The organism is Bacillus sp. REN16, from assembly GCF_020731355.1.
Taxonomy (GTDB): domain Bacteria; phylum Bacillota; class Bacilli; order Bacillales; family Bacillaceae_L; genus Ferdinandcohnia.
On record NZ_JAJFZK010000006.1, the window covers coordinates 324,477 to 341,362 of the forward strand.

General features: G+C 37.1%; 14 protein-coding genes. 1 reads left to right on the forward strand and 13 read right to left on the reverse strand.

Annotated elements, in window-relative coordinates:
- Positions 1 to 53 precede the first annotated feature (53 nt).
- Positions 54 to 2,057 carry a transketolase gene (tkt, locus tag LKW28_RS10600; RefSeq protein WP_229140328.1) on the reverse strand — a complete coding sequence of 668 codons (2,004 nt, stop codon included), beginning with the start codon at positions 2,055 to 2,057 and terminating at the stop codon, positions 54 to 56.
- Between the two features lie 111 nt (positions 2,058 to 2,168).
- Positions 2,169 to 2,399 carry a DUF896 domain-containing protein gene (locus tag LKW28_RS10605; RefSeq protein WP_229140329.1) on the reverse strand — a complete coding sequence of 77 codons (231 nt, stop codon included), beginning with the start codon at positions 2,397 to 2,399 and terminating at the stop codon, positions 2,169 to 2,171.
- A gap of 412 nt (positions 2,400 to 2,811) precedes the next feature.
- Between LKW28_RS10605 and lexA the strand changes: the two genes are divergently transcribed.
- Positions 2,812 to 3,438, forward strand: coding sequence for a transcriptional repressor LexA (gene lexA / locus LKW28_RS10610; RefSeq protein WP_229140330.1), 627 nt, complete (start codon positions 2,812 to 2,814; stop codon positions 3,436 to 3,438).
- 79 nt (positions 3,439 to 3,517) lie between these two features.
- Here lexA and glnA read toward each other — a convergent pair whose 3' ends face one another.
- From glnA to LKW28_RS10665, 11 genes are all read right to left on the reverse strand, one after another.
- On the reverse strand, positions 3,518 to 4,852 hold the full coding sequence (gene glnA / locus LKW28_RS10615) for a type I glutamate--ammonia ligase (protein WP_229140331.1): 1,335 nt from the start codon (positions 4,850 to 4,852) through the stop codon (positions 3,518 to 3,520).
- A gap of 53 nt (positions 4,853 to 4,905) precedes the next feature.
- The gene (locus tag LKW28_RS10620; protein WP_229140332.1) at positions 4,906 to 5,307 is read right to left on the reverse strand and encodes a MerR family transcriptional regulator; all 402 of its coding nucleotides are present in this window, start codon (positions 5,305 to 5,307) and stop codon (positions 4,906 to 4,908) included.
- A 109-nt stretch (positions 5,308 to 5,416) separates the two neighbouring features.
- Entirely contained in the window at positions 5,417 to 6,697 is a 1,281-nt protein-coding gene (locus LKW28_RS10625; protein ID WP_229140333.1) for an aminotransferase class I/II-fold pyridoxal phosphate-dependent enzyme, read from the reverse strand.
- 194 nt (positions 6,698 to 6,891) lie between these two features.
- Positions 6,892 to 8,163 carry a GTPase HflX gene (hflX, locus tag LKW28_RS10630; protein WP_229140334.1) on the reverse strand — a complete coding sequence of 424 codons (1,272 nt, stop codon included), beginning with the start codon at positions 8,161 to 8,163 and terminating at the stop codon, positions 6,892 to 6,894.
- A 111-nt stretch (positions 8,164 to 8,274) separates the two neighbouring features.
- A complete protein-coding gene (gene spoVK, locus LKW28_RS10635; protein WP_229140335.1) occupies positions 8,275 to 9,219 on the reverse strand; it encodes a stage V sporulation protein K in 945 nt (314 codons plus the stop codon).
- A 255-nt stretch (positions 9,220 to 9,474) separates the two neighbouring features.
- Positions 9,475 to 9,699 carry an RNA chaperone Hfq gene (hfq, locus tag LKW28_RS10640; protein WP_057999880.1) on the reverse strand — a complete coding sequence of 75 codons (225 nt, stop codon included), beginning with the start codon at positions 9,697 to 9,699 and terminating at the stop codon, positions 9,475 to 9,477.
- Positions 9,700 to 9,790: 91 nt separating this feature from the next.
- Positions 9,791 to 10,738, reverse strand: a complete 948-nt coding sequence (gene miaA, locus LKW28_RS10645) for a tRNA (adenosine(37)-N6)-dimethylallyltransferase MiaA (protein WP_229140336.1) — start codon at positions 10,736 to 10,738, stop codon at positions 9,791 to 9,793.
- A gap of 192 nt (positions 10,739 to 10,930) precedes the next feature.
- Positions 10,931 to 12,826 (reverse strand): DNA mismatch repair endonuclease MutL, encoded by a 1,896-nt coding sequence (gene mutL / locus LKW28_RS10650; protein ID WP_229140337.1) that lies wholly within the window; start codon positions 12,824 to 12,826, stop codon positions 10,931 to 10,933.
- 29 nt (positions 12,827 to 12,855) lie between these two features.
- Complete coding sequence (gene mutS, locus LKW28_RS10655) at positions 12,856 to 15,453, reverse strand: DNA mismatch repair protein MutS (protein WP_229140338.1); 2,598 nt, start codon at positions 15,451 to 15,453, stop codon at positions 12,856 to 12,858.
- A 119-nt stretch (positions 15,454 to 15,572) separates the two neighbouring features.
- Positions 15,573 to 16,115 (reverse strand): outer spore coat protein CotE, encoded by a 543-nt coding sequence (locus LKW28_RS10660; RefSeq protein ID WP_229140339.1) that lies wholly within the window; start codon positions 16,113 to 16,115, stop codon positions 15,573 to 15,575.
- 338 nt (positions 16,116 to 16,453) lie between these two features.
- The gene (locus tag LKW28_RS10665; protein WP_229140340.1) at positions 16,454 to 16,885 is read right to left on the reverse strand and encodes a RicAFT regulatory complex protein RicA family protein; all 432 of its coding nucleotides are present in this window, start codon (positions 16,883 to 16,885) and stop codon (positions 16,454 to 16,456) included.
- Between the last annotated feature and the right edge of the window lies 1 nt (position 16,886).

The following is a 16,886-nucleotide window of genomic DNA, read 5'->3' on the forward strand; positions in this document are numbered from 1 at the left end:
TTGTCGAAACTGCTATTTATCAAGAAAAGGGGCCGTTTTCGCCCCCTTTTGCGTTATTGAAGTAATTGCTTCACTCGATTCACGACATTTTCAACAGTGAACCCATATTCTTTCATCACAATCTCACCAGGTGCAGAAGCGCCGAATCCGTGGATACCAAGGATGTCTCCCTCATCACCGGTATACCTCTCCCATCCAAGTGGTGTTGCCATCTCAATTGCTAATCGTTTTTTCACACTTTTTGGTATAACAGATTCTTTGTATTCTTTTGATTGCGCCTCGAAACGATCCCATGATGGCATACTTACTACGGAAACCTCAATATTTTCGTTTGCGAGTTGTTTTTGTGCCTCTACTGCAAGACTTACTTCAGAACCTGTTGCTAAAATGAGAGCAACAGGCTGCCCAGATTTTGCAGGTGATACAACATATGCACCTTTTTGTACACCTTCATATGCTTTTTCGTCTGTTCCCTCTAGGGTTGGCAAATTCTGTCTTGTTAAAATAAGCGCTGTTGGAACGTCTTTTGATTCAATTGCCGTTCTCCATGCAGCCGCGGTTTCATTTCCATCAGCAGGTCTAATCACAGATAAATTTGGCATCGCTCTTAAAGCCGGTAATTGTTCAACCGGTTCGTGCGTTGGTCCATCTTCACCTACTGCAATACTGTCATGTGTAAACACATATGTGACCGGTAGTTTCATTAATGCAGCTAGTCTTATTGCTGGTCGTAAATAATCCGAGAATACAAAGAAAGTACCACCAAATACTTTAAGACCACCGTGAAGGGCCATCCCATTTAAGGCTGCACCCATTGCGAATTCACGAACTCCAAACCAAATATTGCGACCACTATAATTATTAGGCATAAAATCAGCTGCATCTTGTATCATCGTTTTATTTGATCCCGCTAAATCGGCAGAACCACCAAAGAATTGTGGGACACTCTTTGCAATCGCATTTAATGCTTCACCAGATGATGCTCGTGTTGCGAGCTTCTTTCCTACTTCATAGACTGGCAACGTCTTTTCCCAACCTGTTGGCAGACTGCAATCAATTGCCATTTCTAGTTGAGTGCCAAGCTCTGGGTATCTATCCTTATAATTGTTAAATAATTGGTTCCATTCTTGTTCACTTTGTTCGCCTGTCCGTTTTACAGTTTCTTCAAAATGAGCATAGACTTCACTTGGTACATGAAAATCGTTTTCAAATGTCCAGTTATACGCTTCTTTTGTAAGTTTTAATTCATCAGCTCCTAATGGTTCACCATGAGCTTTTGATTTTCCTGCACGATTCGGAGAACCATAACCAATTGTCGTTCGAACCTCAATAAGTGCAGGACGGGTTAAATCTCCTTTTGCTTCTTCAATAGCTTTATCGATTGCATCAATATCATTTCCGTCCTCTACACGAACATACTGCCACCCATATGCCTTGTACCGTTGTTCAACTGATTCTGAAAAAGCCTGGTTAAGGTCACCGTCTAAAGAAATATCATTTGAATCGTATAAAACAATTAAACGCCCTAATTTCAGGTGAGCAGCAAGTGATGATGCTTCACCTGAAACCCCCTCCATTAAGTCACCGTCTCCACATATGGCGTATGTAAAATGGTTTACAATTTCTAATGAGTCTTTATTGTATACACCCGCTAAATGACGTTCGGCCATTGCCATCCCAACGCCCATTGCAATCCCTTGTCCTAAGGGACCTGTAGTTGCATCAACACCAGCAGTATGACCATATTCAGGATGTCCTGGAGTCTTGCTTCCCCATTGACGAAATTGCTTTAAATCCTCAATCGTTAAGTCATACCCTGATAAGTGAAGCATGCTGTACAATAATGCTGATCCATGTCCCGCTGATAGTACAAAGCGATCACGATTAAACCATTTCGGATTATTAGGATTATGCTTCATATGTCTGGTCCACAGGGTATAAGTCATCGGTGCTGCCCCCATTGGCATCCCTGGGTGTCCTGAATTTGCTTTTTCAACTGCATCAATAGAAAGTGTTCGAATCGAAGCGATCGACAAGTCAGTTATTGAGTGTGTCATAAAACAAACATCCTTTCAAAAGATTGTCATGAACTTACATAAAATAATATTCAGTTCTTATGTAGTATGCACAAAAAGAAAAGAATACATAGAAAATCTATGTATTCTTTATTAATGCAATCTTTTTCGTTTGCTCTCTTTTAATTTTTCAGGGGTTACATCGTTCCCCTCTGGATCTACAACTTTTACCGAGTGTAAAGTATTTGTCATAGAACTTCTAAAAACGCGTAAATACTCTTGTCTAAGCTCTTGTTGTTCTTCTTTTTCTTTATCCGTAAGACCAACTGACTTTGCTTTATTTGCAAGGACATTGATCCGATCAATTTTATCTTTTGAAAGCATAATATTTCTCCTTGTTTCATCTTTTCTAAATCATAGTTCATAGTACTAGATGAAAAGATATTTTACAAGTATTCCACTTTGCATAACTTAGCTGGCAGTGATAAACACCATTCCCATACTTAATAAAACAAATAATACATAGTAAATAAATCCGCTTTGTAATTTTTTAAACATTTTCATTTTCACTCCCGTAGAATGTTTGTTCGTATTTTATGTTTTTATTATATACCGAACAAATGTTTTGTGTCAACAAAAATTCGAACTTATGTTTGTATAATCTAATAAAACATGCTATACTCTACTTAAGAAATTCGGTATTTGTCGAATCCAAAGATAAATATTCGAACATAAAGAAAGAATGAGAAATAGATACATATAAAGTAGAAAATATAAGGTAAGGGGATGAGCGTAGATGACAACAAAGCTTTCAAAAAGACAGCAGGATATTTTAAATTACATTAAACAGGAAGTAAAAGATAAGGGCTACCCACCTTCAGTAAGAGAAATTGGTGAGGCAGTTGGACTAGCATCAAGTTCAACAGTACATGGACATTTGTCTAGACTAGAAAGCAAAGGGTTGATCAGAAGAGACCCAACAAAACCACGTGCAATTGAAATTTTACAGACAGATGCAAACGACACAATTCCAACTGCAAATGTTGTGAATGTTCCAGTTATTGGTAAGGTTACTGCGGGTCAACCAATCACTGCAATTGAAAATATTGAAGAGTATTTTCCGCTACCTGATCGATTTGCTGCCCATGATGACCAAATCTTTATGTTAGAAATAATGGGTGACAGTATGATTGAAGCGGGAATTCTTGACGGGGATTACGTAATCGTTAGACAACAGCATTCAGCAAACAACGGGGATATCGTTGTCGCAATGACTGAAGAAGATGAAGCGACTGTAAAGCGTTTCTTTAAAGAAAAAGATCATATTCGCTTACAGCCAGAAAACTCCATGCTTGAACCAATCATTCTAAAGAATGCATCCATTCTAGGAAAAGTCATCGGTGTATACCGTACGATTCATTAATTAAAAGGAACATTTCTCAATTGAAATGTTCCTTTTCTATGTAGAAAAAAACCCTTAACAAAAGTTAAGGGTCTCTTATTTAATACATTGTCATGTATTGCTCTCTTTCCCAAGGGTGTACTTGAGTGCGGAACATATCCCATTCAATCTCTTTAGCTTCAATAAAGTGTTCGAACAAATGTTCACCCAAAGCTTTAATTAACACTTCATCTTGTTTTAATTTATCTAATGCAAGTGCTAATGTTGGTGGTAAATCTACAATTCCTGCTTCAATACGTTCTTCCTTATTCATAACATAAATATTTCTGTCAACAGGTGCTGGTGGTGTAAGTTTGTTCTTAATACCATCTAAGCCCGCTGCCAGTAATACAGCCATTGCCATATAAGGATTTGCTGCCGGGTCAACTGAACGTACCTCAACACGTGTGCTTAAACCACGTGAAGCCGGGATCCGTACAAGCGGACTTCTATTCTGTGCAGACCAAGCTACATAACAAGGTGCTTCATAACCAGGCACTAGACGTTTATACGAGTTTACAGTTGGATTTGTAACAGCTGTAAAGTTCGGTGCATGTTTTAAAATACCTGCAATAAAATGTCTAGCATTATCACTTAGTTGTAGATCAGCATTTGGATCGAAAAATGCATTTTCCCCACCTTTAAATAATGAAAGGTTACAGTGCATTCCAGATCCAGCTACTCCAAACAATGGTTTCGGCATAAATGTTGCATGTAAACCATGTTTACGGGCAATTGTTTTTACTACTAGTTTAAAAGTTTGAATTTCATCACAAGCTGTTAAAGCATCTTCATATTTAAAATCAATTTCATGCTGTCCAGGTGCTACCTCATGGTGTGACGCTTCAATTTCAAAACCCATTTCCTCAAGCTCTAATACGATATCACGACGGCAGTTTTCACCAAGGTCTGTTGGTGCTAAGTCAAAGTACCCGCCATTATCATTTAACTCAAGCGTAGGTTCACCGTTTTGGTCTAATTTAAATAAGAAAAATTCAGGTTCAGGTCCAAGGTTGAAATTTGTAAATCCTAGTTCTTCCATTTCCTTTAAGACTCGCTTTAGGTTATTGCGTGGGTCTCCTTCAAATGGAGTACCATCTGCATTATGGATATCACAAATTAAACGGGCAACTTTCCCTTTTTCAGCAGTCCAAGGGAATACTACCCATGTATTCAAGTCTGGAAATAGGTACATATCGGATTCTTCGATACGCACAAAACCTTCAATCGAAGATCCATCAAACATCATTTTATTGCTTAATGCTTTTTCTAATTGACTTACAGGAATTTCAACATTTTTAATGGTTCCAAGAATGTCTGTGAATTGTAGACGAATAAATTTTACATTCTCTTCATTTGCTAAACGAAAAATATCATCTTTCGTATATTTAGACATTAAGTCTTCCTCCCCAAACCTTGTTGTAAGTATAGTTTGTTACATGTTTATATTTAATGAAAAAATCTCGACATATCACTATGATGAGGGCCTGATTGCTTTTTAAATCTTCCCGCTTGAAGCAATTCATTCCTCAATAATTTTCTTAGTTCAGAATTGGTTATATCTTGTTTCACAGGCTCGACCGGCTTTTCTTCGGCTATAAGTTGTTGTTTTTGGACTGCGAAAATTTGTTTAATTCCTGCTAGATTGACTTTTTGTTCGATCAAGCTTTTGATTTCAAGTAATCGATCAACATCATTGAATGAATATAGTCTTCGATTTGTTTCAGTTCTTGCAGGAGTAATCAAACCATTTTCCTCATAATACCGGATTTGCCGAGCAGATAATTCAGTTAATTGCATGACAATTCCAATCGGAAAGAGTGGCATGGAACGCCGAATTTCGTCACTCATATGGGATCCCCCTTTGCAATGAATAAGTTGATTTTATATGATGTTAGTTTATCTGTCAAGTTCATGTCAGAAAACCTAACATGGAAATAAAATAAAAAACAGAGGTGTTTTATCCCTCTGCTTTAATAGATATAAGTTGTTTTAAAAGTAATTGATTTAAAGCTAAGCTAATGGCTATTTTTACATGTGAGTACGTTAGACCACCCTGTACATATGCAACAAATGGCGGACGAGTTGGTCCGTCCGCTGTTAGTTCAATGCTCGCACCCTGAATAAATGTACCTGCCGCCATGATCACATCATCCTCATAGCCTGGCATGTAGCTTGGATATGGAGTTACATGAGAATTAACTGGTGAAGCGAATTGTATCGCCTGACAAAAGGCAACCATCATTTCCTTATTATCAAACTGAACAGACTGAATTAAATCTGTACGTTCACTATTCCAGCTCGGCTCTGTCTTCAGACCCATTTTTTCTAAAATTGCGGACGTAAATACTGCGCCTTTTAAAGCTTGTCCAACAACATGCGGGGCAAGGAACAATCCTTGGTACATTTCCTGGAGTGTATAAAGAGATGCCCCAGCTTCTGCCCCTATTCCGGGGGATGTCATACGATATGAGCAGGATTCAACAAGTTCTTTTTTCCCAACCAAATAGCCACCCGTTTTAGCAAGTCCGCCCCCCGGGTTTTTAATGAGTGAACCAGCAATTAAATCGGCTCCCACATGACACGGCTCTTGAAGTTCAACAAATTCACCATAGCAATTATCAACGAACACGACAACATCCGGCTTGATTTCCTTTACAAATTCAATCATTTCTTTTATTTCCGAAATCGTGAAGGATGGTCTGGTTGCATATCCTTTTGAACGTTGGATCCCAATCATTTTTGTGTTCTCATGAATGGCATTTTTTATCCTTAAAAAATCAGGTCTTCCTTCTGACGTTAAATCGACTGTGTTGTAACCAATATGAAATTCCTTTAAAGAACCATTTCCAGAACCACGGATACCTACAATTTCCTCCAAAGTATCATATGGATTCCCCGTAATATAAAGCAATTCATCATTTGGCCGTAATACCCCAAAAAGGGCAATTGAAATTGCATGTGTTCCCGATATAATTTGAGGTCGGACAAGTGCCGCTTCACCGCCGAAAATATCAGCATAAACAGCTTCTAATGTATCTCGTCCAATATCATCGTATCCATAGCCAGTAGATGGCATAAAATGAGAATCACTCACTCGATTGTCTTGAAAGCTTTTTAAAACACGATACTGATTATAATCGATATTTTTTTCTATCTGTGTATGTACTTCTTTAATTTGTTGTTCTGTTTCATCTACTAATTCCGAAATTAGTTTACCATAATCTAATTCTGTAAACATGATTTTTTCCCCTTTTTACTAAATCAAATGCGTCTTGGCGTATTTGCGCCTGATTTTTTTCGAGCCCGCTCGAAAAATTTCCTTTGAAAAATCATGGCATCCGCCGGAGGCTTAACTTTAATCAGGCTAGATTTGAATCCCCAAAAAGATTATATTCACTTATTGTGTTTATACCATGCCTAATTAGTGTTTCTCTACTGATTAAAGTTAAAATCCCTAAGTTGTCCTATTAGAGAATGACTTGGAAAAATATATCCTGTACAATCGTATTTTTCCGTCTCTTCATTGTAATGCAACGCTTTTAAAATCGTTTCTTGTTTTAAATGGGCTAATATTCTGCCTTCTGAGCTAGGTAATGATACCTTGTATTCTTCCATCTCCCGGGTCATGGAATCTTCCACCCTTGTCTTAATCATTACTAGGTCATTTTTATCAAATGCACTAACTAAAACGGATTTGGATTTGGATGATGGAACAAAATCAGAATGAACCTTATCTTTTTTATTATAAAGCGTTAAGATTGGAATTGATTCTACTCCTAATTCATCCAAAAGCTTTAATACTGTTTTTTCATGATTAAAATAATCTGGATTTGAAGAATCAACAACATGGACAATTAAATCAGCTTCCTTCACTTCCTCTAAGGTTGAGCGAAATGCTGCGATGAGTGATGTTGGCAAATCCTGAATAAACCCTACCGTATCAGTTAAAAGGGTTGTTAACCCACACGGAAGAATCATTTTACGAGTCATCGGGTCAAGTGTTGCAAACAATAAATTTTCTTCAAATGAATCTGCCTCTGTTAATCGATTAAATAATGTTGATTTTCCCGCATTCGTATACCCTACCAATGCGATTTGATATGTATTGTTTTTCTTTCTTCGTTCACGATAACGTTCACGATGCTGCACAATGACTGATAATTGATTTTTAATATCATCGATTCGTTTATGAATATGACGTCTGTCTGTCTCAAGCTTCGTTTCACCGGGTCCTCTTGTCCCAATTCCCCCACCAAGTCTGGATAACTCAATCCCTTTACCTGTTAGTCGAGGAAGCAGGTATTGAAGCTGTGCTAATTCAACCTGTAGTTTACCCTCTTTGGAATTTGCTCTTGAGGCAAAAATATCAAGAATTAGCTGGGTTCGATCAATAACTCTGGATTCAAGCTTTGAAGATAAGTTCCTCACCTGGCTAGGTGATAATTCATCATTAAAAATAATCACGTCTGGTTCAAGTTCTTTTTCCAGGTTAATAAGTTCCTCTACTTTACCTTTCCCTATATAGGTTGCTGCATGGACTCGCTCCCGCTTCTGGGTCACTGTCATGACTACCTGACCCTTTGCTGTTTTCGTTAATGATTGTAATTCCTCAAGTGAATATTGAAACCTGCTTTCGTCTTCGGTTTGAATCTGACATCCTACGAGTATGGCTTTTTCTAATTCATTCTTTTGTTCATTTGCCATTCAATTTACCTACTTTCTTAAAATGAAGGTAATTACCTTAGGCTATCATATCAAATTTATTGATGCTATACCAATTTGATATGAAAACACCGCCTCTTAAGAGACGGTGGGTTAATCTTTGAAAATCAAATCCTGGGTTCTAATTGTTTGAAGCTCCTGCTTACTATAAGAATCATCGATCAATAATCTCATAGCTTGTGATCGTATCGATTTTTCAATCACATTCCGAACGTAACGACCATTACTAAATTTACCAGGGTAGGAATCTATCTTTACAGCTAGTAGGTGTTCACGTAATTTCCGTTCAGCTTCAGGACTGAAAATATATTCACGCTCTAGCATCATTTTCGCTGAGATTTCCATTAATTGATCAACAGAATAATCCGGAAAATCAATAACTAGTGGAAAACGAGAGTGTAACCCAGGGTTTAAAGAGAGAAAATGTTCCATTTCCTTTGAATAGCCTGCTAATATTAAGACGAATTCGTGTTGTTTATCCTCCATATGCTTAACTAATGTATCAATTGCTTCTTTTCCAAAATCCTTTTCCCCACCTCTTGCTAAGGAATAAGCCTCATCAATAAATAAAATACCTCCAATTGCCTTTTTAATTAAATCTCTTGTTTTTTGTGCAGTATGACCAATGTATTCCCCGACTAGGTCGGCTCTTTCCGCCTCAATCAAATGCCCCTTTGAGAGAACATTCATTTGCAGAAATAATTTACCTAGTAAGCGCGCAACTGTGGTCTTACCGGTTCCAGGATTTCCTTTAAACATCATGTGCAGTGCTTGTTTCCCTACCTTCAAACCCTGTTCTTCGCGTTTTTTATTAATATAAATCCATGCATATACTTCTTTTACCGTTTTTTTAAGTTCTTCCATACCCACAAGAGTACCCATTTCTTCCTCGATTTCCATAAGAGCCGCATGTTTCGTTGGGATTTTTGGTGTAATTGCCTCTTTTGGTGTTGAATGCAGTACCTTTAATTTCTTTTTTTCACCATTTAAAACCACATTTATTTGGCCGTTGTTTTTCATTGTAATTGGTTGATCCAAGAGCTCTCACCTCTCCTATATGTGTACATTATACGTTGTTGGGTTCAATTCGTGACAAAAGCCCAAGATCCTTCTTTATTTCTACAAATTTTTCGCTGATATCACATTAAATTCTTGTTTCTTGTCAAAGTATGCGCTTTCCCAGAAAATATTTCATACATAATAAGTATATGAGGCAAAATACAATTCTTGATGAAAAAATAGACAAGATGAAAAAAACAACCCTACTTTAAAAGTAAGGTTGTTTTTTGTTTGCTATTCAAGCTCCAGCTTAATATTTTTTTGTGGGGCAAAAGTAGAGATTGCATGCTTATAAATAAGCTGTTGCTTCCCTTCTGTCTCTAACAGGACTGTAAAGTTATCAAATCCTTTTACTAATCCTCGCAATTGGTATCCATTTAATAAGAATACTGTAACAAATGTCCCATCCTTACGCAGTGTGTTTAAAATTTGGTCTTGAATATTAATAGCTTGTTTCATGAACTGTCCTCCTCTAGATCTTCGGCGAAAATGCTGAACTGTCATTGTCCTTTTTGGGACAAAACGAATAATCCTATTATTATCTATTCTCTTAAATTCCCAGCTTTCCTGCTATATATTTATAAATTTCATTAAATTTTTCTTCAAACTCATTATTAGCTGTCATATCAAACCATTTTACTTCCATTTTATTGCGAAACCAGGTTAGTTGACGCTTCGCATATCTTCTAGTATTCTGCTTTAATTGAGTGATTGCTTCATCCAGTGAAAGTGCACCATCTAAATAATGATAAATTTCTTTATATCCAATTGCCTGTATTGATTGACAATCACGCAAACCTTGAGAATGAAGAATTGATACCTCTTCAAGCAGTCCTGATTTTATCATCAAGTCCACCCTATTATTTATTCGTTCATACAACTTGTCTCGTTCCATCGTTAACCCAACTAGGGCAACGTCATATATAAGCTCCTGCTTTTGTTCATCCATATATTCCGTCATCGTTTTCCCGGTTGTTTTAAATATTTCCAAGGCACGTATAACTCTTCTGACATTATTAGGGTGAATTCGTTCAGCACTCTGTTGATCAATTTCTTTTAGTTTCTGAAAAAGAGAATCAACTCCGCTTTCCGCAGCTTGTTGTTCGAGTATTTTTCGGTATTCTGGATTTGAGGCATCATCTGTAAACTTGTAATCAAAAATGACAGATTGAATATACAGCCCCGTCCCTCCGACTATCATCGGTAATTTACCACGACTATGTATATCAGATATTAAATCTCTTACAACAGCTTGAAACTCCGCAACTGAAAAACTTTCATGGGGTTCTTTTATATCAATAAGATGATGTGGAATTCCTTCCATTTCAGTGCTAGAAATTTTTGCCGTACCGATGTCCATCCCTCGATAAATTTGCATGGAATCTCCACTAATGATTTCAGCATTTAGTTTCTTCGCAAGCTCTATACTTAATTTCGTCTTTCCAACAGCGGTTGGACCAATTAGAACGACTAGTTTTTCTTTTTTCGATTCTTCCAATCAATCACTACCTTTACTTCAATTCATACTATTATCGTAACATAGATAATAAGACGAATACTAAATTATTATATCCAAATTGCCATAAAAAATAACATATTTTTCTAACTTAACCTCATCTTGTATACGACTTTTGACTTATATGGCAAAAACTCGCCAATTCGGCGAGTTTTCAACCGTTATTTTAGAATCCTACATAACACGTTTGAACATTTTTTCCATTTCATAGGTCGAATGGTGTATGATGATTGGACGGCCGTGTGGGCAAGTAAATGGATCACTTGTTTTACGAAGTGTTTCAAGTAAAGCAAAAATTTCATCATTCCGTAAATGATGGTTAGCCTTAATCGATGCTTTACAGCTCATCATAATTGCCGCAGCCTCTCTTAATTTCTTAATATCTATTTTCTTATCATTTAGGACTTGTTCGATTATTTCCTCGATGACTTCTTTTTCATCACCCTTTGGAAACCATTGCGGATGTGTTCGAACGATGTAACTGTTATGACCAAATGGTTCAAGGAATATTCCAACCTTTTCAAAGTCCTGTTTATGTGCATTGATATTAATACATTCATCTGTCGAATACTCCAAGGTAATAGGGAAAAGCAATTCCTGAAGATCAGAAATATTTTCGCCGACCTTGTCCCTGAAATATTCATATTTGATTCGCTCTTGGGCTGCATGCTGATCAATAATATATAAACCCTTCTCATTTTGGGCGAGGATATAGGTTCCATGCATTTGGCCAATTGGGTACATGACAGGTACCCGTTCACTCTGATTTATAGTTTCTTCAATACTTGTAAAATCAATTTCTTCATATTCTTCAAGTGCAGCACTAGTCGCATCCTCAGTTTCAGCAATCATTACGTTTTCCATTTCAAATGATTTTTCCTCATATGAAGAATGAACTGGCTGTGTTAGCATGTCATTTATAGTTTCTTTTTCCCGTGAAACCTCTTGAATAGTCTCCATAGGTCTAGGAATAGATGGTTGCTGTTGATTAGGTTCAGTATTTATGGAGTGCTGAAACACAAATTCTTGCTGCTCAGTTTTTTTTACTTCTTTCTTTTTTGGATATGCAGCATCTGGGATCAATTGCTTGTGTTTGAAGGCATCCTTGATTCCCTCATCAATTAATTGATTAAGTTCAGCTTCTTTACTAATCCTGACCTCTAGTTTTGCAGGATGAACGTTCACATCCACTAATAATGGGTCCATCTTAATATCAAGTAATACAATTGGAAATCTTCCGATTGGCAAAAGGGTATGATAGCCTTGTTGAATGGCTTTTACAAGGGGATAATTTCGAATATATCTGCCATTAATAATGGTTGAAATATAATTTCTTGATGCCCTTGTAACCTCTGGCATTGATACATAACCTTCGACCTTAAAATCTAAGGATTCTAGATGGATCGGTACCATTTGTTTTGCAATCCCTAAACCATAGATTGCAGCAAGAACCTGCCGAACGTCTCCATTCCCGCTTGTATATAAAAGCCGTTTCCCATTATGAAGCAAACGAAAAGAAATCTCTGGATGAGCTAAGGCGATTCGATTCACTGCATCGGTTATGTTTCCCAACTCGGTATGAACCGTTTTTAAATATTTCAACCGTGCCGGAGTGTTGAAAAAAAGATTTGAAACGGTAATATCCGTTCCTTTTCTACTATTTGTTGCTTTTTGCTCTACAAACTGACCGCCCTTAATTAAAATATGAGTCCCGGAGTTGTCTCCTGTGCTTGTCTTCATGTCAAGTTCAGAAACAGACGCAATACTCGGTAGTGCCTCACCTCTAAAACCTAATGTCCTAATTCGAAATAGATCATTTTCGTCTTTTATTTTACTAGTTGCATGACGATGAAACGCATTGACACAATCCTCGCTGTCCATACCGTCTCCATTGTCGATAATTCGAATTTTGGAAAGGCCCGCTTCTTCGATTTCAATTTCAATGATTGTACTATTAGCGTCAATGGCATTCTCCACTAATTCCTTCACAACTGAGGCTGGTCGCTCGACCACTTCCCCAGCTGCAATTTTATTTGAAAGAAGGTCATCTAGTTGAATGATTTTCCCCATGCCTTCACCTCAATTTTATCTTTTAAATGTTATCCTTTTAATTGTTTTTGAATTTCATATAACCGATTGATAGCTTCTAGTGGTGTAAGACCAAGAATATCCATCTCTTTAATGGATTTCAAAATATCCTTTTCTTTTGAAGTTGCAGACTTTTCTTCTTTTTGATAGGTAGCTTTTGTTTCTTCAAAAAATGACAGTTGTAGCTGATCCGAACGATCCATTTGATTATCTCTAGTTACTGCAATTTGCTTTTCACCTTGTTCAAGCTGATTCAAAATTTCGTTTGCGCGTTCAATTAAGTTACCTGGAAGTTCTGCTAGCTTTGCGACATGAATCCCATAGCTCTTATCTGCAGCTCCTTCTTTTATTTTATGAAGGAATACAACATTGTCATTTTCCTCAATTGCACTAACATGAACATTAACTAAATTTTCCAATCCCGTTTCCAAATCGGTCAGCTCATGATAATGAGTGGAAAATAGAGTATGTGCTCCGATATTTTGATGAATATACTCGATAATTGCTTGAGCTAATGCCATTCCATCATAGGTAGATGTACCCCGTCCGATTTCATCAAATAATAATAAACTGTTAGATGTTGCATTTACAATCGCATTTTTCGCTTCAAGCATTTCAACCATAAATGTACTTTGACCAGAAATTAGATCATCCGCGGCTCCGATACGGGTAAATACTTGATCATAAATCGGCAATACTGCTTCACTTGCTGGAACAAAGCAGCCGATTTGGGCCAAAATCGAAGTAAGGGCAATCTGTCTCATATACGTACTCTTACCTGACATGTTTGGACCTGTGATCAGCAGTAAAGACCGGCCTTCCTCCATCACACAATCATTTGGAACATATTCCTGCGCCTGCATGACCTTCTCCACAACCGGGTGCCTTCCATTCTTAATCATAAGCTTATCCGCAGAAAAATGAGGCATACAATAATGACGTTCCTCGCTAATGGTTGCAAAGCATTGCAGCACATCAAGTTCACTGATGACCTTAGCTAAAGTCTGAAGCCTAGGTATATAGCCTTTCACTTGTTCACGAATATCAAGGAAAATATCATATTCCAATTGGACAATCTTTTCTTCCGCTTCTAGAATTAACGTTTCTTTTTCTTTAAGCTCAGGAGTGATAAAACGTTCCGCATTTGTTAACGTTTGTTTTCTTTCATACATCCCTTCTGGCAAGAAATGCAGATTTGCTTTTGTCACTTCAATATAATAACCAAATACGCGATTATAGCCAATTTTCAAGGATTTAATTCCGGTCTTCTCACGTTCCTGTTTTTCCAGGGCTGCAATCCACGTTTTTCCATTCCGGCTTGCATCACGATATTGATCCAGTGTGGCATTGAAACCATCCTGAATGATATCTCCCTCCTTAATGGTCATTGGTGGTGATTCTTTAATGGAACGTTGCAAGAGATCTGTTAGGGATTCACAGAGATCCATTTGGTTCCCAAGGTCATCTGCATACGGATGCTGTAACTGAGTCATAAGATTGTATATTCCCGGAACTTGTTCAAGTGATTTTTTTAACTGTAACAGGTCCCGTGCATTCACATTTCCATAGGCTACTCTTCCAGCAAGGCGTTCAAGGTCATAGACCTCCCTTAATAAATCCCTTAATTCCAGCCGTTCAAAATATTGGTCAATAAAGGTTTGTACCATTTTTAGGCGATCTTCAATTTCAATTTTATTTAATAATGGTCTGTCAATCCATTGCTTTAACAAGCGTCCGCCCATTGCAGTAACGGTTTGATCTAAAAGCCACAATAATGAACCCTTTTTCCCTTTACCACGAATTGATTCAGTAAGTTCTAAATTTCGTTTCGAATAAAGATCGATCTTCATAAATTGGTTTGTGTAATACACTTGTACTTGCTGTAAATGATCAAGTGATCGTTTTTGTGTTTTCATTAGATAATTTAATAATCTTCCAAAAGTGATAACTAGTTTTTCATCTTCAAGGCCTTGCGTAAGCTGTTGTAAATGATCTGCTATATCACAATTATCTTCGTTTGATAACGTAACCTGACAGCGATCGATCATCGCTTTTTTATATTTTTCATCAAAATCAGATGGAACGACAACTTCTTTTACACCATTTGCATAAATTTCGCTGATAACCTCTTCAAATTGGGAAGACAATAACGATACTCGATTTTCTCCAGTGGATAAGTCTGTTAAGGCAAACCCATAGTGACCATCTGAAAAATGGGAAACAGAAGCTAAAAAATTGTTCTCTTTATCCAAAAGGTTTTTCCCTTCCATCACAGTTCCAGGTGTGATTAATTGAGTAACCTCACGTTTAACAACACCCTTTGCATATTTTGGGTCTTCCGTTTGTTCACAAATTGCGACCTTATATCCTTGATTTACTAATTGCTCAATATAACCTGCAGCCGCATGATAAGGGACGCCACACATTGGAATTTTTTCATCCGGACCGCCACCTCTAGCAGTTAAGGTAATCTCTAACGCTTGGGATGCTTTTATTGCATCCTCAAAAAACATTTCATAAAAATCTCCAAGTCGAAAAAACAAAAAGGCATCTTGGTAATCTGCCTTTATCACTAAATATTGTTTTATCATCGGCGTATACTCTGCCATTTATAAATCCCCCAACATTTGATTCTCCCAATATTATATCACAAGATAAAAAAATGATGGGCAGGACTTGTCTTCCAGTAAATGAAAAAAAACTAGGAAGTCGTGCCTCCTAGTTTCAATTATTCTTCTAAATCACCAACTAAGAAGTCAGGATTTAAATCCTCAAATTCTTCGTCGTCTACATCCCAATCTTTAAAGTCGTCATAACATCCATCTGGATTTACATGAACGCATACCTTTGTTTCGCCAATAACCTCTGCAAGAAGCTCTCTTTCAACCTCAACAAGAATTTTGTTTCCATTTGGTGAAATTGTGCATTCTAAGCAATTTGGCTGTTGTAACACTTCAACAATAACGTCGCAGCTATCACCTAAGAAATTCTCATCCCTATACTTTAGTTTGATGGAATCCTTGTATGAAAGTGTTTCGGTAACGACCTCTGTTTTTGTATTGTTACCATAAGAATACCACGCGTTGACATCGAATGTGCCACATACTTCTACGGTGTTTCCTTTTTTCTCCGCTTCATAACGGTGATTTATGATCCAGCACCCTAAAATATTGGATGGGTGATGTGGTGGAGATATTGTATAAGTAGACTGTGAAAACTTACGTCCTTTACCTACAACAGCTTTTGTGATAATCTCTCTGTATTCAGACATTCGAACAAACCCTCCTCAATCAATCTTCAATTCATCCTATGCGGGACATTTGACTAGTGTGCTAAAGACTGATTTCTTTTTGAAAACTTTTTGCACGTCACTTCGTTTTTTCTAGTGAGTACATGAAAAAAAGTTGAATAAACAATTCAAGGTAAGTACTAAAAAAACGCAATGTCCTTCTCTTTATACATCAACCTTACGATTACCGTATAGTTCATTGTATGCGCGTTCGCCCATTTATGTACCTTTTTTTAAAAGCTGTACAAGCAAAAATATTAAACGTGGAATGCCCAAGCCAAAAAAATGAAGGCAAAAGCTTATCGCTTTTGCCTTCATTTTTAGTGGCAGCCACAGCCACTATTGTTATTTACTTTTGAACCCGTTTCACCTGCTAGTAAATCTCCACCAGTAGATGTAATAATTTCATTTGTTACATTGTTCGATATCGTATGTGCTATAAGCTGTAAAAGGTCATTCACTTCAATTTGTGAGTTTTTGAATTCTTCTACAACTGGGATACTATCAAGCTCTGCTTGTAGATTATCAATTTTTTCCTCAACCTGTTTTAACGCTTCAGACTTACCATAGTGTTTGAAATTAACAGCTTGTTTTTGCAAGCTTTTAATTGTTTCGATAATCTCCTGAACTTTTTTGTTTTGATTGATTTGAGCTTCTGCGCGTTTAAAGAAATCAACTTCTTCTGTTTCTGCAATCATTTTTGCAAGCTCTTCTGCACGTTCGACGATTTGTTCTTTTGTGTATTGTGCCATT